The sequence below is a fragment of the Streptomyces sp. 7-21 genome (assembly GCF_016741785.1).
GTDB lineage: Bacteria > Actinomycetota > Actinomycetes > Streptomycetales > Streptomycetaceae > Streptomyces.
The window spans coordinates 21,351-41,802 of sequence record NZ_JAERRL010000001.1 but is presented as its reverse complement, the minus strand read 5'-3'; the positions used below and the strand labels follow the sequence as shown (position 1 = coordinate 41,802).

Below are 20,452 nucleotides of genomic sequence, written 5' to 3'. Positions count from 1 at the left end.
CGTGGCTCACCTCGGTCGGTCGAGGCGCTGGATCAGCATGTCGGCAAGTCGGTCGCGGGTCAGCGGCTCGGCGATGTGGGTGAGGTAGATGGCGTTCAGCAGCTGGTCGGTCGCGAGCTGTTCGGTGCGGGAGCGTTCCAGGAAGCGGGCGATCAGGTCGTCGCCGACGCGGGCCAGCTCTTCTCCGAGGTGGGCACGGACCACGGTGGCCAGGCGCTCGTGGTCGGGGCGGCCGAGTTCCAGGTGGATGCAGCGGCGCAGCAGCGGGGCGGGGAAGTCCCGCTCACCGTTGCTGGTGAGGACGACGAACGGGAAGGCGTGGCAGCGGATCCTGCCGTCCCTGACCGTCACCTTCTGGCCGTCGTCGGTGAGGACCTCCACCTCCGGCTCGCGCTCGGCGATGCGCTCCAGCTCGGGGATGGTGAACTCGCCTTCCTCCAGCACGTTCAGCAGGTCGTTGGGAAGGTCGATGTCGCTCTTGTCCAGCTCGTCGATGAGCAGCACGCGGGGCTTGGCGGTCGGCAGCAGCGCGGTGCCCAGCGGGCCGAGGCGCAGGTAGCTGCCGATGCCGCCGGGCAGCGCGGCGGGCGGTGCCTGGCCGGGGGGCGCGCCCGTGGCGGCGCGGGTGCTCGCGGCGAGCTGGGTGTCCTGGAGCCGGGCGATGGCGTCGTAGTGGTAGAGGCCGTCGGCCAGTGTGGTGCGGCTGACGATGGGCCAGTGCAGCACGCGGCCCAGCTTCAGCTCGTAGGCCACGGCGTGCGCGAGCGTGCTCTTGCCCGTGCCGGGGCTGCCCGTGACGAGCAGGGGCCGCCGCAGGTACAGCGCGGCGTTGATGATCTCCAGCTCCTCCGGGCTGGGCCGGTGCATCTCGGCCATGTGCCGGTAGGAGCCGAGCCGGCGCGTGGAGGCGCTGTCCGCCTCGGGAGCGGGGGCGACCAGCGGCTGGCCGTCGAAGTCGCGCCACGGCGGGGGCTTGGGGAGGTTGAGGATGCCGTCGTGCGGCTCGCCCGCCCCGCGGTAGATCAGCCATTCCCGGCCCGTCTGCTCCGGGGAGGCGCCCTCGGGGGGCTCCGGGTTGCTGTCAGACACTGCCACTCCTCGCTCCTCGTCGCTTGACCGCCGCGCGCGGCGCCGGCCGCGCCTTGACCGTATCGACCCAGTGCCCGGCGTTGAAGAGGTAATTCCCCGTCAGGGCAGTTGTCTTCACAGTGCCTCCAGCAGGTCGCCTGCGTCGGCGTACGCCTGTTCGGGCTCGGCGTACAGCAGGGCCAGGTCCCGGGACCAGTAGGACTCGGGGAGCCCTGCCGTGACCTCCAGCCGCAGCCGCCGCAGCTCCTCGGGGAGCGCGCCGGCCCGGCCGGCCTGCGCGACGGTGCGGTGGACGCCGCGGTGGAAGTCGGCGCAGCCGGGCTCGCGCCGCTGGGGGGCGCGGCGCCACAGCACGACGCCGTAGCCGCCGCTGAGGACCTGGAACAGCGCGTCGGGATCGGCGTCCGGCTCGCCGGTGCGGCACAGCACGGGGACCGTGTGCGCGGGAAGCGAGGCCAGCCGCTGGCGGTCGGGCAGCGGGCGGGTCTGGTGGTCCTCGCAGTCGAGGATGCCGGGGACGAGCGGTCCGGCGTGGACCTGCTCCCAGCGGGTCAGGCGGGCGGCCCGCTCCTCGTCGTCGTCCGCCGCGGCGGGGTCGGGGTTGGAGCAGCGGTAGACGACGGGCCGCTGGTCGCCCAGGCGGCTGCCGGGCGCGCCGGTGACGTGCCACTCCTCCAGCGGGAGCCCGAGCAGCGAGTAGGGCAGGGCGGCCAGCAGCATGACGGGCTGGTCGCCGTCGTCGGCGCGGCGGAACGCCTCGTCGAGCGCGGCGCGCAGCCGCTCCGGCGGCTGTTCGAAGCCTTCGGCGCCGCTGTCGCCGTCCACGGCGATCAGCTCGCCGGTGGGCAGCGGGGCGTAGACCTGCCAGTCGTAGCGGCTGGGCTCCCAGCCGTGCGGCGTGAGCTCCAGCAGCACGTGGAGCGGCATGGGCGGCAGCTCGGGCTCCGCCTCCCCGGCGGCGGCGCGCGGCACCAGTTTCCCGTCACTGCCAGCGGGGGGCACGGGCCCGTCACCGGCGGCGTAGGGCACCTCGTCGAAACTGAGGCCGAGGCCGCCGTCGCGCGGCGCGGGCAGCCCGGGCAGGCCGGCCAGGCTGGCGCGGCGGGCACGCTGCCTGGCGTGCTGCTCGTCGAACAGGCGGTTGCGGGTCCAGTTGTCGAGGCGGCTGCGCACCGCCGTGTCCCTCACCCACTCCCGCAGGCGCTCCTCGGCGCCCTCGGCCGGAGGGTAGGGGTGGTCGGCGGTGGCGGCCCAGATGGCGAAGCGGAGCACGGTCTCCAGGCCGGCCCGGCTGGTGCCGCCGTCGTAGAGCATGCCCAGCGCGTCGCGCCAGCCGCGGGGCGCGGGCAGGGTGCCGGTGTGGGGGCGGCCGCGGAGTTCGGCGATGAGGGCGCCCAGCTGGCGGGTGCTGGCGGGCGGGGGCAGCTCGGCCAGCAGGCCCAGCAGCTCGGTGCGCTGGCCCGGCAGCAGCACGCCGCCGGGGGTGACCTCCAGCGCGTTCTGCGCGTCGGTCCAGGTGACGGGCGCCGGCATCTCCTGGTGGCGGTCGGCGTGGTACCGGTCGTGCGCGTGCATGACGCGGTGGTAGATGTCGCCGCGTTCGTCGGCGGGCGGGCGGGACGGCTGCGGCAGGCGCCGCAGCTGGACGACGGACATGCCCAGGCCGCCGTCGCGGCCGCGGTTGCGGCGGGCCTTGAGCACGCCGATGACCTCGCCGCGTTCCAGGTCGACGATGGGGCCGCCGGAGGCGCCTTCGGGGATCTCGTCCTCGTGGCCGAGCTTCAGGCGGCCATCGCTGCCGAGCACGCCGAGGATCGTGCAGCGGCCGCTGACGGGCTCGATCCAGCCGCTCTCCTCCGCCCAGCCGAAGAAGGCGACCTGGCCCGAGGTGAACGCCGTCGCCGTGCGTTCGGTGAGCCAGACGCACTCGTGCGGGTGCGGCTCCAGCAGGCGCACGAGGGCCAGGTCGGGAGCCGGCCAGGGGGCGTTCGCGGGGCCAGAGCCAGGCTGCGCCCACTCGACCACGCCGCGGGTGCGCACCGGCTGCTCGGCGTCTCCGAAGCTGAGCCCCACCTCCCGCTCCCCTCCCTCGGCCGGCCCTGCGCCACGGGCACCGTTCAGTGCCACATGGGCGCAGGTGAGCACCCATCCCGGAGCCACGAAGAACCCGCTGCCCCAGGGCCGCGGGCCGTGCTCGCCCACGTCATACCCCTCGTGCGGCGGACCGATGCGTACGGTCGCGGCGGCGGCGAGCGGCGCCAGGGTCTCGAAGGGGTCCACGCTGTCATGGCGTGCGCCCCCGCTGTCCGCCCATGTCATTCCGCCTGCCTCAGGTCGTCGGGCGGACCGCCGCGCCAGGTGAGCGTGACCGTCAGGGCGCCCTTGGTCTCGCCGTCGGCGAGCAGTCCGATGACCTTGCCGGAGCGGGCGGTCAGCTCGATGCCGAAGGTGACGCTGACCTCGTCGGGCCGGGCTTCGCGCAGGCCGTCGGCGAGGGAGCCGGCGACGCCGGTGATCAGGCCGCGCAGGCTGTCCACGTGGGCGGCGACGCGGTCGCCGAAACCAGTGTCGGTGTAGCTGGAGTAGCTGGAATAGCTGGAGCCGCCAGGCTCCGCGGCCCCGTCCCCAGGCTCCGGCGGATGCCCGGGCAGCCCTTCCGCGTGAGAGATCCTGGCCCACACGGGCGTGCCGTCCGGCAGGCTGATCCTGGTGACTTCGCCGCTCATCACGATCCCCCATCGCCGGTGTGTGACTGAAGGTTAGCTGTCGTCGCCGACAGCTGCCTACGGTCACGGTCCCGGGCGGCCGGGGGCGGCCGGCCGGCCGCGGCGTTCTACGGTTCTCCTTGAGTTGTCCGTTTCTCTCAGAGTCTGCTTACGGAGCACGTCGTGTACTTCACCGATCGGGGCATCGAGGAACTCGCGCAGCGGCGCGGCGAGGAGGAGGTCACCCTGGGGTGGCTGGCCGAGCAGCTGCGGCTCTTTGTCGACCTGAACCCGGACTTCGAGGTGCCGGTCGAGCGGCTCGCGACGTGGCTGGCCCGCCTCGACGACGATGACGACGACTGACGGCCGCAAAGCCGCACGGGCTCCGCTGCCCCGCGCCGTCACGGTCCGCATCCGGTCTTGACTTCTGCGTGACGAGATATATCGTGACAGTGCCTATCGCGTCGCACCAGTGCGGACGCAGCAGACGCGATACCCCGTCGGCACGCGGCCGGGACAGCGGGAGGTCCTGTGGGGCACACGGAGCGGCCCGGCTCCGGTGAGCGGGCTGTCAGCCGGGGAGCGCGAGCGCCCGGGCGCAGGCACCGGCCATCAGCGGAGCCCTATCCTCCGCTGCTGTGGAGTGTGAGGCGGCCGCCGTCCCGGCTTCCGTCAGCGGTACCGCCCCGGCCCGGGCTCCGGCGCGGTGCGCACCACCGCCTCCGGCTCCCTGGCCCTGCTAGCCCTGCCGCGTCGTCCGGGGCCCCGGAGGACGCGTTCGCCGCTACCTCGCGTAAGGACGCCTGACATGCCCCCTGTCTTCGGTCACGGCCGGCTCCGGCTCTACTTGCTGAAGCTGCTCGGGCAGGCACCGCGCCACGGCTACGAGGTGATCCGGCTGCTGGAGGAGCGCTTCCAGGGCCTGTACGCCCCCTCGGCGGGGACGGTCTACCCCCGGCTGGCCAAGCTGGAGGCCGAGGGCCTGGTGTCGCACCGGGAGGAGGGCGGGCGCAAGGTCTACGCGCTGACCGCCGCGGGCCGTGCCGAGCTGTCGGCGCGCGACGGCGAACTGACCGCCCTGGAGCGGGAGATCCACAACTCGCTGGCGGCGCTGGCCGCCGGGATCCGCGAGGACGGGCACGGCGCGGCGCCTGACCTGCGTGCGTTTCCGTCAGGGGTCCCGCAGGAGGTCCCGCACGAGTTTCCCGAGGAGGTCCGCCGGGCGGCCGCCGCGCCCCGGGCCGAGGCGCACGCCCAGGCCAGCGGCACCGGGTCCGGCCCCTCCTGGCGGGAGGAGGCCCGCAGGGCCCGCCGGGAGGCGAGGGACGCCCGCAAGGACGCCCGGCGCGCCGCGGCGGACGCGGCGGCGGCCCGCGCGCACGTCGAGCAGGCGGCGCGGCGGGTCAGGGAGCGGCTCCAGCCGCACGCCGCGCGGGGCGACTGGCGCAGCGCGGTCCGGGAAGGGCTGGAAGGGCTCAGCCAGGAGTTCGGCGGCTTCGGGCACGCCGGCGGCCGCGCCGCCCCGGCCCGGCCGTCCGCCTGGTCGCACGAGCCGGAGGAGCCGGTGACCGAGCCGGCACGCGAGCTGGAGCGGCTGCTGGACAAGTTCCGCGACGACGTGCGGGACGCCGCGCGCGACCACGGGGTGACGCAGGAGCAGCTGCGGGAGGCGCGGCGCACGCTGTCGGAGTCCGCCGCGCGCCTCGTCGCGCTGCTCCGCCTGCCGCCGCACGGCTGAGACGGCGGGCCGCCGGGCAACGGCCCGCCGCAGCCAGGTCAGACCGTCAGGACGATCTTCCCGAAGACCTCGCCGCGTTCCATCAGAGCGAGGCCCTCGCGGGCCTGGTCGAGGGGGAGTTCGCGGTCGATCACGGGGCGGATCCCCTTGGCGGCGCAGAAGCTCAGCAGCGAGGCCAGCTCCTCCTTGCTGCCCATCGTGGAGCCGACGACCTTCAGCTCCAGGAAGAAGATGCGGTTCAGCTCGGCGCTCGGCGGGTTCTGCCCCGTGGTGGCCCCCGCGATCACGAGGGTGCCGCCCGGCTTGAGCGACTTCACCGAGTGGCTCCAGGTGGCGGCGCCCACCGTCTCCAGGACGGCGTCCACGCGCAGCGGCAGGCGGGCACCGGTCTCGAAGGCGTCTTCCGCGCCCAGTTCAAGCGCCCGCTTCCGCTTGGCCTCGTCCCGGCTGGTCACGAAGACCCGCAGCCCGGCTGCGGCGCCGAGTACGACGGCGGCCGTGGCCACTCCCCCGCCCGCGCCCTGCACGAGCACCGAGTCCCCCGGGCCGACCTGGGCGTTGGTGAAGAGCATCCGGTAGGCGGTCAGCCAGGCCGTGGGCATGCACGCGGCCTCGGCGAAGCTCAGCTCGGGCGGTTTGGGCAGCACGTTCCACTGGGGCACGGCGACCCGCTCCGCGAACGTCCCCTGGTACTTCTCGCTGAGCAGGGTGCGGCGCTCGCGGGGGCCGACGCCGTGGCCCGTGGCACCGATGACGCCGTGGACGACCACCTCGTTTCCCTCGCTGTCCACGCCGGCGGCGTCGCAGCCGAGGATCATCGGCAGCGAGTCCTCGCCGAGCCCCACCCCCCGCAGCGACCACAGGTCGTGGTGGTTTAGCGAGGCCGCCTTGACCTGGACCACGGTCCAGTTGGGCGGCGCCTTGGGCTCGGGGCGCTCGCCGAGAGCGAGCCCGTTGAGCGGCTGGTCGCGGTCAATGCGTGCGGCATAGGCGGCGAACATGATCCTCACGCTATCCCCGCCCAGGCGAGCGCGCCAGGTGTTCCAGGCGTTCCGGCGGCGGGCGGGGAGGTGTCACGAGCAAGCCGCAACGGGCAGGAACACGGGGAGGCGGCACGGAACGGGGAGGTGGGGTATGGGAACGGTGTTCTACCGGCGGCTCAGCCGCTGGCAGGCCGAGACCGAACGCGAGGACATCGCCGGCCTGTACACGGAGGCGATGGCGGAGGCGCCCGGCGCCCGCGTGCTCGACCGCGAGGAGTTCCTGCGCCGGTTCGTCGATCACGACGTGCAGCAGCCCGGCTTCGACCTGGTGCTGGCCAGCGACCCGGCGCCCGTGGGCTGCGCCTACGGCTTCCGCGCCGACCAGGGCAGCGCGTGGTGGGCGTCCTTCCCCGACGTGCCGACCGAGCTGCGGGAACTGAGCCGTGCCAGCCGGATGTTCGTCGTCGCCGGGCTGCTCGTCGCGCCGCGCCAGCGGCGCCGCCAGATCGGCAGCCGGCTGCTGCGCGAACTGCTGGCCCGCAGCGGCACCCTGGTCGCCCTGACGCTGCTCGACCCGGGCAACTCCCCCGCCCGGTCGGCGTTCCAGTCGTGGGGCTGGTCCAAGTCCGGCCAGCTCACGCCCGCCAGCGGCGGGCCGCCCGCCGAGGCGTGGGCGCGCCGTTTGGGCATCTGACCGGTCCGCCCGCGCCCGGTCAGCCGTGCAGCGGCAGCCCCTTGGTGGTCCGGTCGACAAAGTTGCGCAGCCCGTGCAGCCCCGGGGCCCGCCAGGCGCAGCTCGCCAGCCTCCACCGCGCGGACGGCGGCGCGGTTGGCCTCATCGTAGTCGGTGGTGCACAGCTCGTCCGTGTACAGCGTCCGGGACAGGCCCCGGCTGACCGCCCGGGCGCCTACCGGCGGGCGGTCACAGCACCTTGGACAGGAAGGCCTTCGTCCGCTCGTGCTGTGGCCGCGTGAGGACTTCGGCCGGGTCGCCGGACTCGACAACGACGCCCTGGTCCATGAAGACCAGCGAGTCACCGACCTCGCGGGCGAAGCCCATCTCGTGCGTGACGACGATCATCGTCATGCCGTCCTCGGCCAGGCCGCGCATGACGTCCAGCACCTCACCGACGAGCTCCGGGTCGAGCGCGGACGTCGGCTCGTCGAAGAGCATCAGCTTCGGTTCCATGGCCAGCGCGCGGGCGATGGCCACGCGCTGCTGCTGCCCGCCGGAGAGCTGCGACGGGTAGTGGTCGCCGCGGTCGCCCAGGCCCACCCGCCGCAGCAGCGCCTCGGCGCGTTCCCGGGCCTCGGCCTTGCGCATGCCCTTGACCTGGATGGGTGCCTCCATGACGTTCTCGGCGGCCGTCATGTGAGGGAAGAGGTGGAAGCGCTGGAAGACCATGCCGATGTCGCGGCGCTGCGCGGCGACCTCGCGCTCGCGCATCTCGTAGAGCTTGTTGCCCTTCTGCCGGTAACCGACGAGTTCGCCGTCGACCCACAGCCGCCCGGCGCTGATCTTCTCCAGGTGGTTGATGCAGCGCAGGAAGGTGGACTTGCCGGAGCCGGAGGGCCCGACGATGCAGAACACCTCCCCGGCACGGACCTGGAGGTCGATCCCTTTCAGCACGTGCGTGGCGCCGAACGACTTGTGGACGCGCTCGGCCTTCACCATCAGGCGCTCGCTCATACCGTCGTGCCTCCGACCTGGCTCGGGTTGCGCAGCGACAGGACGTGCGCCTTGATCCGCTGCAGCGGGGTGGGGGGCTGGCCGTGGTCGCTGCCCTTGGCGAAGTGCCGCTCCAGGTAGTACTGGCCGATGCTGAAGACGGTCGTCAGCACCAGGTACCAGACGCTGACGACGATGAGGATCTCCATGACCGCCAGGTTGCGGGCGGAGATCGCGTTCCCCGCGTAGAACAGCTCCGTGTACTGGATGGCGTAGGCGAGCGAGGACGTCTTGAGCATGTTGATGAACTCGTTGCCCGTGGGCGGGACGATCACGCGCATGGCCTGCGGCAGCACGATGCGGCGCATGGTCTTCGCGCTGTTCATGCCCAGGGCGTGCGCGGCCTCGGTCTGGCCCCGGTCGACGGAGAGGATGCCGGCGCGGGCGATCTCCGACATGTACGCCGCCTCGTTGAGCCCCAGGCCGAGCAGCGCGGCGAGGAACGGCGTCATGAAGTCGTTCATCTCGTCCTTGTAGAAACCGAAGTTCACGGTTTCGAAGATGAGCGACAGGTTGAACCACAGGAACAGCTGCACCAGCACCGGCGTGCCGCGGAAGAACCAGGTGTAGCCCCAGGCGACGCTGGCCAGCACCGGGTTCCCCGACAACCGCATCACCGCGAGGATCAGGCCCAGGACCAGGCCGAGCGCCATGGACGCCACGGTGATCCACAGGGTCTTGCCCGCGCCCTCGATGATCGTGTCGTAGGTCAGGTACTCGCCGACGACGTTCCAGTTGATGTCGGCGTTGATGAACGCCGAGGCCAGCAGGGCGAGCAGCGCCAGCACGACCGCGGCGCCGATCCAGCGCCCGTAGTGGCGCACCGGGATCGCCTTGATCGCCTCGGGCGGCACGCTGCCGGCGGCTGTCCCCTTGGCGAGCCGGTCACCGGATTGCTGGCTTGCCGCCGGGGCGTGAGGTGGCTCTTCGGGCTGTGACACGGGTGGTCGTCCTGGGTTCGTCTGAGGCTGCTGCTGCGGTAGCTGTCCTGCGCGGCCCCTGGGGCGGCGGTGTCCCCAGGGGGACCAGGGTCGTCAGGTGCCCGCGTTGATGGTGGCCGTCTCGAGGGCGCCGCTCTCGGCGCTCCACCGCTCGAGGATCTCGTCGTAGGTGCCGTTGTCCATGATCTCCTGCATCGCGGCCTGGATCGCGTCGCGCAGCTCGGGCCGGTCCTTCGGCACGGCGATGCCGTAGGGCGCGGCGTCGATCTGCTCGCCGACGACCTCGAAGAGGCCGCCGCCGCCCGCGGTCAGCTCGTTGTAGAGCGCCACGGGGTAGTCGGTGACCACGGCGTCGGCGCGCCCGTTCTGCAGGGCGGTGATGGAGTCGGAGTCAACGTCGTTGATGATGGGGTCGATCGGCTCGTCGCAGTCCTCCTGCGCCTCTTCGATGACCGCCTCGTTCGCGGTGCCCTGCTGCGCGGCGACGCTGAGCCCGCACAGGTCCGCGAGGCCCTGGATGCCGCCGGGGTTGCCGGCCGGGACGAGGATGGCGGAGCCCGCCTGGAAGTAGTTGACGAAGTCGGCGCCGCCCTCGGCGTCGCCGGCGGCGCCCTCCTGGCGCTCCTTGGTGTCGGTCATCGCCGACATGATGATGTCGTAGCGGCCGTTGTTCATGCCGAGAACAAGGCCGTCGAACGTGCCGTTCTGGAAGGTGAACTCGACGCCGAGCACCTCGCCGAGAGCCGCGCCGAGGTCGGGGTCGATGCCGGCGATCTCGTCGTTCTCGTCGATGAACTCGATGGGCGGGTAGGCGATATCGGAACCGACCGTGATCTCGCCCGCGCGCTGGACGTCCTCGGGGAGGAGGTCGTACAGGGGTGCGTCACTGGCGCCGTTCTCCGATGCCCCGCCTCCGCTGCCGCCCTGGGCGTCATCGGTCTGGTCTCCGCACGCGCTCAGCAGCAGCGTGCCGGCGGCGAGCAGCGCTCCGGCCGCGGCGCGGCGGGAGCGTCGGGGGGAGCGGGCGGTCATCGGGGGCCTCCTGGGTGTGGCAGCCGTGACGGCCGGGGCACACGTCGTTGGGTGTCGCGGTTTCGTCCAGCGGTCAGGTAATGCACGAACGTGAGAACCAACCTTGAACCAACACTGTCACGCGTTCAACGAAGAGGTTCAACGGAGGCATCCTGCCATCCACCCCGCCCCTTACGCCTCTCCGGTACATCAAGATCGGATAACGGACACCCGCCAGTTATCGCCTAAGGCGAGGAACTCCCCAGCACTCTCTGCGGCCTTTGACAACCGTGAGAGATGCGTCACGCCCCCTTAGGTCCCGAATCCGCCGGGTATTCCTCTCCGGGCGATCCGGACGTCATTGTCGTCCTCCACCAAGATCACGCGCGGGGACTGTCACCTAAAGCACTCGTGCGGCGATCGGCGCATCAGGTAGACAACCGGTACACCCCTCACCCGGGGACCTGGACGTGTGTGCGGCGCGTCCGGCGTCCGCAGCGCTTCTTCTGGGCGAGCACTCGCCCAGGCGGAGGCGGACGTGGTACCCGCCCGTTCTGCGAACCCGCGGAGCGGCCACCCTCAACAGTCACGCAGTAAGGGGTTTCACCGTGACCTCGGAGATCATCAATCCGGCCGGCGAGCTGACGGAGGCGCCCTCCGAACTCGATCCGGCCTTCGCCCTCCACCGCGGCGGCAAGATGGCCGTCCGCGCCACCGTCCCGGTGCGGGACGCCGGCGATCTGTCGCTGGCCTACACGCCCGGCGTCGCACGCGTCTGCGAGGCGATCGCCGGACAGCCGGATCTCGTGCACGACTACACGTGGAAGTCGCAGGTCGTCGCCGTGGTCACCGACGGCAGCGCGGTGCTCGGGCTCGGTGATATCGGGCCGGAGGCGTCGCTGCCGGTCATGGAGGGGAAGGCCATCCTCTTCAAGCAGTTCGGCGGTGTGGACGCGGTGCCCGTCGCGCTGGACTGCCGCGACGTGGACGAGATCGTGGAGACCGTGGCGCGCATGGCGCCCTCGTTCGGCGGGATCAACCTGGAGGACATCTCCGCGCCGCGCTGCTTCGAGATCGAGGACCGCCTCAAGGAGCGGCTGGACATCCCGGTCTTCCACGACGACCAGCACGGCACCGCCGTCGTCACGCTCGCGGCGCTGCGGAACGCGGCCCGGCTGACCGGCCGGGACCTCGCCTCGCTGCGGGTCGTGATCTCCGGCGCGGGCGCCGCGGGCGTGGCCATCGCGCGCATCCTGCGGGGCGCGGGCATCGAGGACATCGTCGTGTGCGACCGCAAGGGAATCGTGTGCGGCGACCGCGAGGACCTCACGGACATCAAGCGCGGCCTCGCCGCCTTCACCAACCCGGCCGGGCGCTCCGGGCCGCTGGCCAAGGCCCTGGACGGCGCGGACGTCTTCATCGGGGTCAGCGGGGGAACGGTGCCGGAGGAGGCCGTCGCCACCATGGCGCCGGGCGCGTTCATCTTCGCCATGGCCAACCCGGACCCGGAGATCCACCCGGACGTGGCTGCCCGCCACGCCGCCGTGGTCGCCACCGGGCGCAGCGACTTCCCCAACCAGATCAACAACGTGCTGGCGTTCCCCGGCATCTTCGCCGGTGCCCTCCAGGTGCGCGCCACCCAGATCAGCGAGGGCATGAAGCTGGCGGCGGCCGAGGCGCTGGCCGGGGTCGTGGCCGACGAGCTGAGCCCGTCGCGGATCATCCCGTCGCCGTTCGACGAGCGGGTCGCCCCCGCGGTGACGGCCGCCGTCGCCGCTGCCGCCCGGGCCGAGGGACTCGCCCGCCGCTGAGCCGGGTTTCTTCCCGCGTCCGGGGCGCCGCCGCGGACGCGGGAAGAGGCGGGCGGGCGGTCACCGCAGCGCCAGCACCGCGGCGTCCGTCAGCGAGGCCCACGCCACGCGCGCCTCGGCGAACCCGGCGTCGCGCAGCGCTGCGACGTGCCACGACGGCGGGTGCGGCTCCCCCCGCGGGTGGCCGCCCTGGGCCGGGTCGCCGTAGATCGCGTGCCGCTCGCGCACAGCGCCGGCCAGCACCGGGTCGGCGGCGGCCTCCTGCCACCAGTCGGCCCAGTCCTGCGCCCCGGCCTCCTTCTGCCGCCGCTGCCGCGCCTCGGTGAAGGCGCGGTGCGCTGCGCTGATGCGGGGCGTGCTGTCGTCCGGCATGTGGTCGGCGTTGACGAACACCCCGCCCGGCCGCACCAGGTCCGCGAGCTGCCGGTAGAGCGCACGCAGCGGCTCGGTGGGCAGCCAGTGCAGGGCGGTGGCCGTCAGCACGGCGTCGTAGCGGTCGTACGGCAGCTTCGCCGGCCAGTCCGGGGCGGTCAGGTCCACGGAGACGAACGTGACCCGGTCGTCGCCCTCGAACGTGCCGCGCGCGATCGTCAGCAGCGCCGGGTCGAGGTCGGCGCCGGTGCTCACCGCGCCCGGGAGGCGGCGCAGCAGCCGGGCGGTGATGCTGCCGGTGCCGCAGGCGAGGTCGAGCACCCGGGGCTCGGTCCCCGTCAGCGCCTCGACGGCGTCGAGCATCACCCGGAACCGTTCCTCGCGGTCCGGCAGGTACCACTCCTGCTGCCGGTCCCACCGCTCCTGCCAGGCGCGCCAGTACGCCGTCCGGTCTGTTGCCGCCGCCATGTGTAACGACCTTTCGCCGCCTGCATCCCTTACCAGTACGGTGGTGACTATAGGCACCCCCGCGTAAGGAACACAAGTGGAACTCACCTATTACGCCGACTTCGCCGTTCGCCTGGTGAACACGGAAGAACCCCTGCGCGGCAAGGACACGCTGACCTCCGTCGAGGCGGTGCGCGCCCTCTTCGGCGAGGCCCAGCACGTCGCCCGGCGCGCCAGCGAGGGCGATGTGACGCGCCTGCGGGGCGTGCGAGGACGGCTGCGCGCCGTCTTCACCGCCGCCGCGGCCGGCGACGAGGTGCGTGCCGTCGACCTGCTGAACGCCCTGCTGCTGGAGTACCCGGCGAGCCCGCAGATCTCCGGCCACGACTACCTCGACGAACACGGCCGCCCCCGCTGGCACCTGCACCTGGCCGACCACCCCTCCAGCGCCACCGCCGGGTACGCGGCCATCGCCTGCATGGGCCTGGCGTTCCAGCTCACCGGCCTCGGCGTGGACCGCCTCGGTGTCTGCCAGGCACTCCCCTGCCAGAACGTCTACATCGACACCTCGACCAACCGCTCCAAGCGCTACTGCTCGGACCGCTGCGCCACCCGCGCCAACGTCGCCGCCTACCGCGCCCGCAAACGCCGCGAGCGCCAGGAGCGCGAGCCGAGCGGCCGCACCGACGACCAGGCCCAGCGCGCCAGCAGCACCAGCCGGTGACGCCCGCCAGGGCCGCCGCGCGGCCGGCTCCGCAGCCGCAGCACCGCCCGCGCACGCACCAGTTCGTCGGGGACCACCCCGAACTCCCGGCTGTCATTGGTCACTGAGGGGTTGTCCCCCTGCACCCACCAGCCGCCGTCGCGCCGCTCCACCGCCCGCTTGACGACCAGCAGGTCGTGCTGGAGCGGATGCCGCAGCACGATGACGTCTCCCGGCCGCACGCGCGCGCCGTACCACAGCAGCAGCCGGTCCCCCGGCCGCAGTGTGGGCAGCATCGAGGGGTTGTAGACGTCTCCCAGTCCCAGCCGCGGTGCGCGCGCCATCCTCATTCGCAGTGCCTCCCGTCCGTGGCCCCAGTCAAGCATTGGACCTTGGACCTAATTCCAGCTCGCGGGGCGGGGTCTGCCGCGAAATGCGGCCCCGCACGGAGTAATGTCGGGCGGGAGAAGACGATCACGAGGAAGGACAGCTTTGATGCTTTCCCGCCTGTTCGCCCCCCGGATCAAGGTCAGCGCCCACTGCGACCTTCCGTGCGGCGTGTACGACCCCGCCCAGGCCCGCATCGAGGCCGAATCCGTCAAGGCGATCCAGGAGAAGTACCAGGCCAACGAGGACCCGCACTTCCGCGCCCGCGCCACCGTCATCAAGGAGCAGCGCGCGGAGCTGGCCAAGCACCACGTGTCGGTCCTGTGGAGCGACTACTTCAAGCCGCCGCACTTCGAGAAGTACCCGCAGCTCCACGAGCTGGTGAACGACACGCTCAAGGCCCTCAGCGCCGCCAAGGGCTCCACCGACCCGGCGACGGGCCAGCGGGCGCTCGACCTCATCGCCGAGATCGACCGCATCTTCTGGGAGACCAAGAAGGCCTGACGGCCCCTCACGAGCGGTCACACGGCCCTGCCACGGCCTTGCAGGCGGCGCCCGGTTCCCCGCGGACCGGGCGCCGCCTCGTCATGTCCGGCCGCGGGCGCCCGGGGAGCGGGGGCTCAGATGCCGCTGGCGATCAGATCGCGGCAGGCGGTCTCGCAGGCCCGGCACGCCTCCGCGCAGAAGCGGCAGTGCTCGTGCGCCGCCGCGTGCCGCTCGCACTCCTCGGCGCAGGTCGCACAGGCGACCGCGCACGCCTGGAGCTGGGCGCGGGCGATCCGCGACTCGTGGCCGGTGTGCCGCGACAGCAGCCGCGCCGTGATGTCGCACACGTCGGCGCAGTCGAGGTCGAGGCGGACGCAGCGGGCGAGATCCTCCACGTTCTCCTCGGACAGACAGGAGTCGGCGCACATGGTGCACGCCTGCGCGCAGCGTTCGCACTCCGCGATGCAGCGGGCGAGCGCGTCCCGGTCGACGGTCCCCAGCCCGGCGGGGTTGGAGTCCAGCATGTCCTTCACGGTGGCCATGGCCATCACCTCCGCTCCCCGGGTGGCCGCCGCGGGCGCCCCCAAACCAGCGCGGCGACGGGGTGCGGTTTCCCGCAGTGCCGCTAGCCGGGGGCCCCTATGGGCCCGCCGCGGTCCTCGTTCTAGCGTGGGTGCGTGATCAACGACACCGAGCTGATCGGCGCCGCGTCAGAGGACCCCGGGGGCATCGCCGGCTGGGCCACCGACCTGATGGAGGCGCTGGGCGCGCCCGGCGCCGGACTGGCCATCGCCCTGGAGAACCTCTTCCCGCCTCTGCCCAGCGAGGTGATCCTGCCACTGGCAGGCTTCACCTCCAGCCAGGGGGACATGAACCTGTACTTCGTGCTGGTCTGCACGACGCTCGGCTCCGTGCTGGGCGCGCTGGCCCTGTACTGGGTGGGCGCGCTGCTGGGCCGGGACCGGATCTTCGCGCTGGCGGACAAGCTGCCGCTGGTGAAGGTTGAGGACGTCGAGAAGACCGAGCAGTGGTTCGCCCGGCACGGCACCAAGGCGGTCTTCTTCGGGCGGATGATCCCGATCTTCCGCAGCCTGATCTCCATCCCCGCCGGCGTCGAACGCATGCCGGTCACGGTGTTCCTGCTGCTCACCACGGTGGGCAGCCTGATCTGGAACACCATCTTCGTGGTCGCCGGCTACCAGCTCGGTGACAACTGGGAGCGCGTCACCGACGTCGTCGGCGTGTACTCGAAGGTCGTGCTGGTGGCCGTCGCCGCCGCGCTGCTCGCCTTCTTCGCCTACCGGGCGGCCCGGCCGGGCTCGGGCAAGCGCCGAGCCCGGTAGCCGTCCGCCCGCCCGTCCTCACGCCCCCGCGCCGCGGGGGCGCAGCCTTTCCAGGGGCTCGGGCAGGCGGCCCGGCGGGTGGAGCACGCCCAGGCTCTGGGTCGGGCGGGTCAGTGCGACGTACAGATCGCTCAGGCCGCCGGCCGGCTCGGCGACCAGCAGGCCAGGGTCCACCAGGATCACGGCGTCGAACTCCAGCCCCTTGGCCTCCCGCGCGCCGAGCACGTCGGCCTGCGGGGCCGCCTCGCCCTCCGCCACCGCCTTCGCCACGGCCTCGCGCAGCGCGTCGGGGACGATGACGCCGACGCGGCCCGCCGGGTACGCCGCGGCCTCACCGGCGGCGGCCCGCGCCGCCTCTCGCGCCAGGTCCGCCTGCGCCACCTCGCGCCGCCACGGCTGACGCCCCGCCTCGCGCACCGCGGCCGGCGCCGTGCGCGACGGGTCGATGCGGCGCAGCACGGCCGCGGCGACGCTGGCGATCTCGGCCGGCAGCCGGTAGTTGACGGTCAGCTCCGCCAGGCGCCACCGGTCGCCCACGTGCGGGCCCAGCACGCGCTGCCACGACGGCGGCTCAGCCTCACCGGTCCCGGCGTGCCGGGCCGACTGCGCCAGGTCGCCCACGATCGTCATCGACCGGGCGGGGCAGCGCCGCATCAGCAGCCGCCAGGCCATCGGTGACAGCTCCTGCGCCTCGTCGACGACGACGTGGCCGAACGCCCACGTGCGGTCCGCGGCCGCCCGCTGCGCCGGCGTCCGGTGGTCCCGTTCCTCGTGACGCTCGGCGAGGCGCTCGGCGTCCAGCACGTCGTACGCGGACAGCTCCTCGGGGTCGGCCCCGTCGTCGAAGTCGGTCATGCGCGAGCCGTAGGCAACGTCGAGCGCCTCCTGCGCCCGCGCGACGCGGTCCGCGTGCCCGGCCGCCGCGGCGGCGCGGGCGGCGCGGTCGTCGGTGCCGAGCAGCTCGGCGGCCTCGTCGAGCAGCGGCACGTCGGCCTCCGTCCAGGCGGCGCCGGGCTCGCGCAGCAGCAGCGCCCGCTCGCCGTCGGTCAGCCCCGGCGCGGCGCTGGCCAGCGCCTCCTCGGAGGCGAACAGGTCGGCCAGCAGCCGCTGCGGGCTGAGCGGCGGCCACAGCTCCTCGACCGCGGCGCGCACGCCGGGGTCCGCGCGCATCTCCTCGGTGATCAGCTCGATGTCCGCCTCGGTCAGCAGGCTGCTGCCGTCGAACAGGTCGGTGGCGAAGCGCTGCTCGGCGTAGGCGCGGGCCAGTTCCTCGGTCAGCAGGGCGCGGAACAGCGGCCGGGCCTGGTTGTGGGGCAGGCGTGCCCCGCGCACGCGCTCGCGGACCCGCACGCAGGCGTCGCGGCCCAGCCAGACCGTGCCGTCGTCGTACTCGACGGCCAGCGCCTCGCCCTCGGCCGGCACCCGCTGGCGGTCGCGGACGGCCGCGGCCACCACCTCGGCCATCACCAGGCGGCCCTTGATCTCGGCGATGGCCGGGTCCTCCGGCCGGTCGGCGTCGACGCCGGGGTACAGCTGGCCGAGGGTGGCCAGGAGCGCGCCGGTCTCGCCGAGCGAGGGCAGGACGTCGGCGATGTAGCGCAGGAAGGTGCCGCTGGGGCCGACGACCAGCACGACGCTCCGCTCCAGCCGCGCGCGCTGGGTGTACAGCAGGTAGGCGGCACGGTGCAGCGCGACGGCCGTCTTGCCGGTCCCGGGGCCGCCCTGCACGACCAGCACGCCGGTGTGCGGGGAGCGGATGACCGCGTCCTGCTCGGCCTGGATGGTAGCGACGATGTCCGTCATGCGCCCGGTCCGCGCGGCGGTCAGCGCGGCCAGCAGCGCCGAGTCCGCGGTCGGATGACCGGCTCCGGCGGCCGGCTCCGGCGGCCCGAATTCCTCGTCCTGGACGGCGGTGACGGTGCGGCCGCGCGTCGTGAGGTGGCGGCGCCGCCTGACGTTTTCGTGGCTGACGGCGGTGGCGGTGTAGAACGGCCGCGCGGCGGGGGCACGCCAGTCAATGAGCAGCGGGAATTCCCCGGTTTCCGCGCCGCGGATTCCGATGCGTCCGATGTGGCGCCGCTCGCCGTCGCGCATGTCGAGGCGCCCGAAGCACAGCCCCTGCTCGGCCGCGTCCAGGCGAGCCAGCTCACGGGCCAACTCACCTGCGGTTACGTCGCGTTCGGCCATCCCCTGGGGTCCGAGCCCGGTCGTCGCCAGCACGGTGCCGAGCCGCTTCCTGGTCTGCTCGCGCAGCTCGTCGAGGCGCGCGTAGAGACGCGTGAGGTACTTCTGTTCGTCGTCCAGCTCGCCGCTTGACACCCATATCCTCGCTTCGGTAAAATAGTTTCAAGCCTGAGATATAAGCCAAAGTCACAAGGGTTCGGCAAAAGCCCGAATATAGCGAGCAATGACATTCGCCGCCAGTGAGCGGCGATATTTTTTTGCGGGCGCCTCCAGGCATGACGGGCAGGACAGGCAGGCGGGACGGGCCGCCAGCGGGGCACGGGGCGCGAGGCCGCGCGCGCCACCGCGTACGATGCGGTCGCGCGCTACGGCGTGACCGTCGCCGGAGGAACTCGGGGCCCGTAAGGGGGAATTGACATCGCCAGCCTGGCCACAGTAAGCAGTTCGTGCATTACGATAAGTAATAAGGCCGGGGCTGCCGGGACGGTCGGCCGCACTCCGGACCAGGCGACAGCGTGCGGCGGATCGCGGTAGCGTCGCGAAGCGAGCCATGGGTACCAGCGGTTCGTGGCATACATGTCGCAGGGTGCCGAGGCGGTGCCAGCGAGCGTTCGGTCAGTGTGAGCCACAGTGGAGGTGAGGGTGTCCGCATTCCCCGGTGAACCCGGATCGCAGGACTTCGTCGAGGTCCGGCTGCCAGCAGCGGGTGCCTATCTGTCGGTGCTGCGTACGGCGACGGCCGGCCTCGCCGCCCGCCTCGACTTCACACTCGACGAGATCGAGGACTTGCGCATCGCGGTCGACGAGGCGTGCGCGATCCTCCTCCAGCAGGCCAGGCCCGACAGCGTGCTGGAGTGCGTCTTCTCTCTGGTCGGCGACTCGCTGCGGGTGACCGTCTCCGCGCCCACGACGGAGGGCCACGCCCCCGAGCGCGACACCTTCGCATGGACGGTGCTGACCGCCCTCGCGGGTGAGGTGGAGTCGGCCGTCGGCGAGGACAAGACCGTCAGCATCAGCCTGCACAAGAAGCGCGGCGCGGCTCCCGGAGCACTGTGACCGGCGCCGAGGGGCCACTACGGGACGAGGGGGCCGAGGTGAACGAGGTGAGACAGGCGGCGCGGACGGCGGGCCAGGAGGCCGCTGCCGGTGCCGCCATTCCCGGTCAGCAGGAGGCGGCGGCGGGCCACCCGGTCTCGCAGCGGCGGCCGCTGCCCGACCCACAGGACCGGAGCGCGGCGCGCGAGCTGTTCTACGAACTGCGCACGCTGCCCGCCGGCTCGGCCGAGCGGGCCGAACTGCGCGACACCCTCGTCCGGATGCACCTGCCGCTGGTCGAGCACCTGGCGCGCCGCTTCCGCAACCGGGGCGAGCCGCTGGACGACCTGACGCAGGTGGCCACGATCGGCCTGATCAAGTCGGTGGACCGGTTCGACCCCGACCGCGGCGTCGAGTTCTCCACCTACGCCACCCCCACCGTGGTCGGTGAGATCAAGCGGCACTTCCGCGACAAGGGCTGGGCGGTGCGCGTCCCGCGCCGCCTCCAGGAGCTGCGGCTGTCGCTGAGCACCGCGACCGCCGAGCTGTCGCAGCAGCACGGCCGCGCCCCGACCGTGCACGAGCTGGCCCAGCGGCTGAACATCTCGGAAGAGGACGTCCTCGAGGGCCTGGAGTCCGCCAACGCCTACAGCACCCTCTCGCTGGACGTGCCCGACACCGACGACGAGTCGCCCGCCGTCGCCGACACCCTCGGGGCCGAGGACGACGCGCTGGAGGGCGTCGAGTACCGCGAGTCGCTCAAGCCGCTGCTCGAGGAGCTGCCGCCGCGCGAGAAGAAGATCCTGCTGCTGCGCTTCTTCGGCAACATGACCCAGTCGCAGATCGCGCAGGAGGTCGGCATCTCGCAGATGCACGTCTCCCGGCTGCTGGCACGCACGCTGGCACAGCTGCGGGAGAAGCTGCTCGTCGAGGAGTAACGCCGGGCGAGCGCGCAGCGGCGCGGCGGCCCGCCGTCAGCGGTCGCCGGGTTCGCGGGGCCCGGCCCCGAGCGCCTCGGCGGCGGCCGGGGTCATCAGGCAGCCGAGCACCGCGAGCGCGCAGGCTCCCAGCGCCACGGCGGCGGCCGGCCAGGCGCCGCCCGCGCCGCCCATCGTCCACGCCACCGGCAGCAGCAGCAGCTGCGTGATGACGGCGGGGCCGCGGCTCCACCGGCGCAGCCGCCACAGCCCGAGCCCGGCCGCCAGCGGCAGGGCCGCCAGGGCGAGGACGGTGAGCGCGCCGGTGAGCGCCTGCATCGTGTCGTCCGGCTCGCCGAAGGCCAGCAGCAGAAGCATGGCGATGCCGAGTCCGGCCGCCACCACGCCCTGGACCGCGCACAGGACGGCGGCGGCGGTCACCCGGCCCGGCCGCTCGCCGGCATGGTCGGCATGGTCGGCATGGTCGGCGTGGTCGTCGCGGGCGGCGGCGCGGCGGTCCGTTCCGGCGCTGTCGTGGGTCACCCCGCCAGGGTATAGGCCGGTATGGCCG

20 protein-coding genes and 1 pseudogene are annotated in these 20,452 nt (G+C 73.0%); 9 read left to right on the top strand and 12 right to left on the bottom strand.

All coding sequences use genetic code 11. The annotated features are described in order from the left end of the window. Positions 1-6: 6 nt before the first annotated feature. From JK356_RS00200 to JK356_RS00190, 3 genes and pseudogenes are all read right to left on the bottom strand, one after another. Entirely contained in the window at positions 7-1,089 is a 1,083-nt protein-coding gene (locus JK356_RS00200) for a MoxR family ATPase (protein WP_201865374.1), read from the bottom strand. Positions 1,090-1,203: 114 nt separating this feature from the next. Then, positions 1,204-3,369, bottom strand: a complete 2,166-nt coding sequence (locus tag JK356_RS00195) for a trypsin-like peptidase domain-containing protein (RefSeq protein ID WP_201865372.1) — start codon at positions 3,367-3,369, stop codon at positions 1,204-1,206. 56 nt (positions 3,370-3,425) lie between these two features. Then, positions 3,426-3,815, bottom strand: a pseudogene (locus tag JK356_RS00190) (CU044_2847 family protein); the annotation flags it as partial. A gap of 162 nt (positions 3,816-3,977) precedes the next feature. Here JK356_RS00190 and JK356_RS00185 point away from each other — a divergent pair. Together JK356_RS00185 and JK356_RS00180 are read left to right on the top strand one after the other, a co-directional pair. Beyond that, positions 3,978-4,157, top strand: a complete 180-nt coding sequence (locus tag JK356_RS00185; RefSeq protein ID WP_201865370.1) for a DUF6104 family protein — start codon at positions 3,978-3,980, stop codon at positions 4,155-4,157. Positions 4,158-4,602: 445 nt separating this feature from the next. Continuing rightward, positions 4,603-5,532 (top strand): PadR family transcriptional regulator, encoded by a 930-nt coding sequence (locus tag JK356_RS00180; protein ID WP_201865368.1) that lies wholly within the window; start codon positions 4,603-4,605, stop codon positions 5,530-5,532. Positions 5,533-5,570: 38 nt separating this feature from the next. On the opposite strand, the gene JK356_RS00175 is transcribed toward JK356_RS00180, so the two are convergent. Continuing rightward, positions 5,571-6,533, bottom strand: coding sequence for a zinc-binding dehydrogenase (locus tag JK356_RS00175; RefSeq protein ID WP_201865366.1), 963 nt, complete (start codon positions 6,531-6,533; stop codon positions 5,571-5,573). Positions 6,534-6,666: 133 nt separating this feature from the next. Here JK356_RS00175 and JK356_RS00170 point away from each other — a divergent pair, with 133 nt between their 5' ends. Further along, complete coding sequence (locus tag JK356_RS00170; RefSeq protein WP_201865364.1) at positions 6,667-7,209, top strand: GNAT family N-acetyltransferase; 543 nt, start codon at positions 6,667-6,669, stop codon at positions 7,207-7,209. 228 nt (positions 7,210-7,437) lie between these two features. On the opposite strand, the gene JK356_RS00165 is transcribed toward JK356_RS00170, so the two are convergent. The 3 genes from JK356_RS00165 to JK356_RS00155 all read right to left on the bottom strand — a co-directional run bounded on the left by JK356_RS00165 (position 7,438) and on the right by JK356_RS00155 (position 10,217). Then, on the bottom strand, positions 7,438-8,190 hold the full coding sequence (locus tag JK356_RS00165) for an amino acid ABC transporter ATP-binding protein (RefSeq protein ID WP_201865694.1): 753 nt from the start codon (positions 8,188-8,190) through the stop codon (positions 7,438-7,440). Positions 8,191-8,201: 11 nt separating this feature from the next. After that, positions 8,202-9,185: an amino acid ABC transporter permease gene (locus JK356_RS00160; protein WP_201865362.1), complete on the bottom strand. Its 984-nt coding sequence runs from the start codon at positions 9,183-9,185 to the stop codon at positions 8,202-8,204. Positions 9,186-9,278: 93 nt separating this feature from the next. Continuing rightward, the gene (locus JK356_RS00155; RefSeq protein WP_201865360.1) at positions 9,279-10,217 is read right to left on the bottom strand and encodes an ABC transporter substrate-binding protein; all 939 of its coding nucleotides are present in this window, start codon (positions 10,215-10,217) and stop codon (positions 9,279-9,281) included. A 587-nt stretch (positions 10,218-10,804) separates the two neighbouring features. On the opposite strand from JK356_RS00155, the gene JK356_RS00150 reads away from it, so the two are divergent. Beyond that, the gene (locus JK356_RS00150) at positions 10,805-12,007 is read left to right on the top strand and encodes an NADP-dependent malic enzyme (protein WP_307815325.1); all 1,203 of its coding nucleotides are present in this window, start codon (positions 10,805-10,807) and stop codon (positions 12,005-12,007) included. 60 nt (positions 12,008-12,067) lie between these two features. Here the strand turns inward: JK356_RS00150 and JK356_RS00145 are convergent, their stop codons facing one another. Continuing rightward, positions 12,068-12,847 carry a trans-aconitate 2-methyltransferase gene (locus JK356_RS00145; RefSeq protein WP_201865359.1) on the bottom strand — a complete coding sequence of 260 codons (780 nt, stop codon included), beginning with the start codon at positions 12,845-12,847 and terminating at the stop codon, positions 12,068-12,070. Positions 12,848-12,923: 76 nt separating this feature from the next. On the opposite strand from JK356_RS00145, the gene JK356_RS00140 reads away from it, so the two are divergent. Beyond that, positions 12,924-13,550, top strand: coding sequence for an ABATE domain-containing protein (locus JK356_RS00140; RefSeq protein ID WP_201865357.1), 627 nt, complete (start codon positions 12,924-12,926; stop codon positions 13,548-13,550). Here the strand turns inward: JK356_RS00140 and sodX are convergent. Beyond that, the gene (sodX, locus tag JK356_RS00135; protein WP_236670524.1) at positions 13,457-13,873 is read right to left on the bottom strand and encodes a nickel-type superoxide dismutase maturation protease; all 417 of its coding nucleotides are present in this window, start codon (positions 13,871-13,873) and stop codon (positions 13,457-13,459) included. The two genes, JK356_RS00140 and sodX, sit on opposite strands and share 94 nt — an antisense overlap. A gap of 151 nt (positions 13,874-14,024) precedes the next feature. Here sodX and sodN point away from each other — a divergent pair, with 151 nt between their 5' ends. Next, the gene (sodN, locus tag JK356_RS00130; protein WP_201865353.1) at positions 14,025-14,420 is read left to right on the top strand and encodes a superoxide dismutase, Ni; all 396 of its coding nucleotides are present in this window, start codon (positions 14,025-14,027) and stop codon (positions 14,418-14,420) included. Between the two features lie 116 nt (positions 14,421-14,536). On the opposite strand, the gene JK356_RS00125 is transcribed toward sodN, so the two are convergent. Then, entirely contained in the window at positions 14,537-14,944 is a 408-nt protein-coding gene (locus tag JK356_RS00125) for a four-helix bundle copper-binding protein (protein ID WP_201865344.1), read from the bottom strand. 210 nt (positions 14,945-15,154) lie between these two features. Between JK356_RS00125 and JK356_RS00120 the strand changes: the two genes are divergently transcribed. Next, positions 15,155-15,745 (top strand): DedA family protein, encoded by a 591-nt coding sequence (locus tag JK356_RS00120; protein WP_201865692.1) that lies wholly within the window; start codon positions 15,155-15,157, stop codon positions 15,743-15,745. An 18-nt stretch (positions 15,746-15,763) separates the two neighbouring features. Here JK356_RS00120 and JK356_RS00115 read toward each other — a convergent pair whose 3' ends face one another. Beyond that, the gene (locus tag JK356_RS00115; RefSeq protein ID WP_201865343.1) at positions 15,764-18,064 is read right to left on the bottom strand and encodes a UvrD-helicase domain-containing protein; all 2,301 of its coding nucleotides are present in this window, start codon (positions 18,062-18,064) and stop codon (positions 15,764-15,766) included. Positions 18,065-18,571: 507 nt separating this feature from the next. On the opposite strand from JK356_RS00115, the gene JK356_RS00110 reads away from it, so the two are divergent. Next, on the top strand, positions 18,572-18,985 hold the full coding sequence (locus tag JK356_RS00110; protein ID WP_201865341.1) for an anti-sigma regulatory factor: 414 nt from the start codon (positions 18,572-18,574) through the stop codon (positions 18,983-18,985). After that, a complete protein-coding gene (locus JK356_RS00105; RefSeq protein ID WP_374100574.1) occupies positions 18,982-19,902 on the top strand; it encodes an RNA polymerase sigma factor SigF in 921 nt (306 codons plus the stop codon). The genes JK356_RS00110 and JK356_RS00105 overlap by 4 nt, the downstream gene beginning before the upstream one ends. Positions 19,903-19,938: 36 nt before the next feature. Here the strand turns inward: JK356_RS00105 and JK356_RS00100 are convergent, their stop codons facing one another. Next, positions 19,939-20,424: a hypothetical protein gene (locus JK356_RS00100; RefSeq protein WP_236670523.1), complete on the bottom strand. Its 486-nt coding sequence runs from the start codon at positions 20,422-20,424 to the stop codon at positions 19,939-19,941. Between the last annotated feature and the right edge of the window lie 28 nt (positions 20,425-20,452).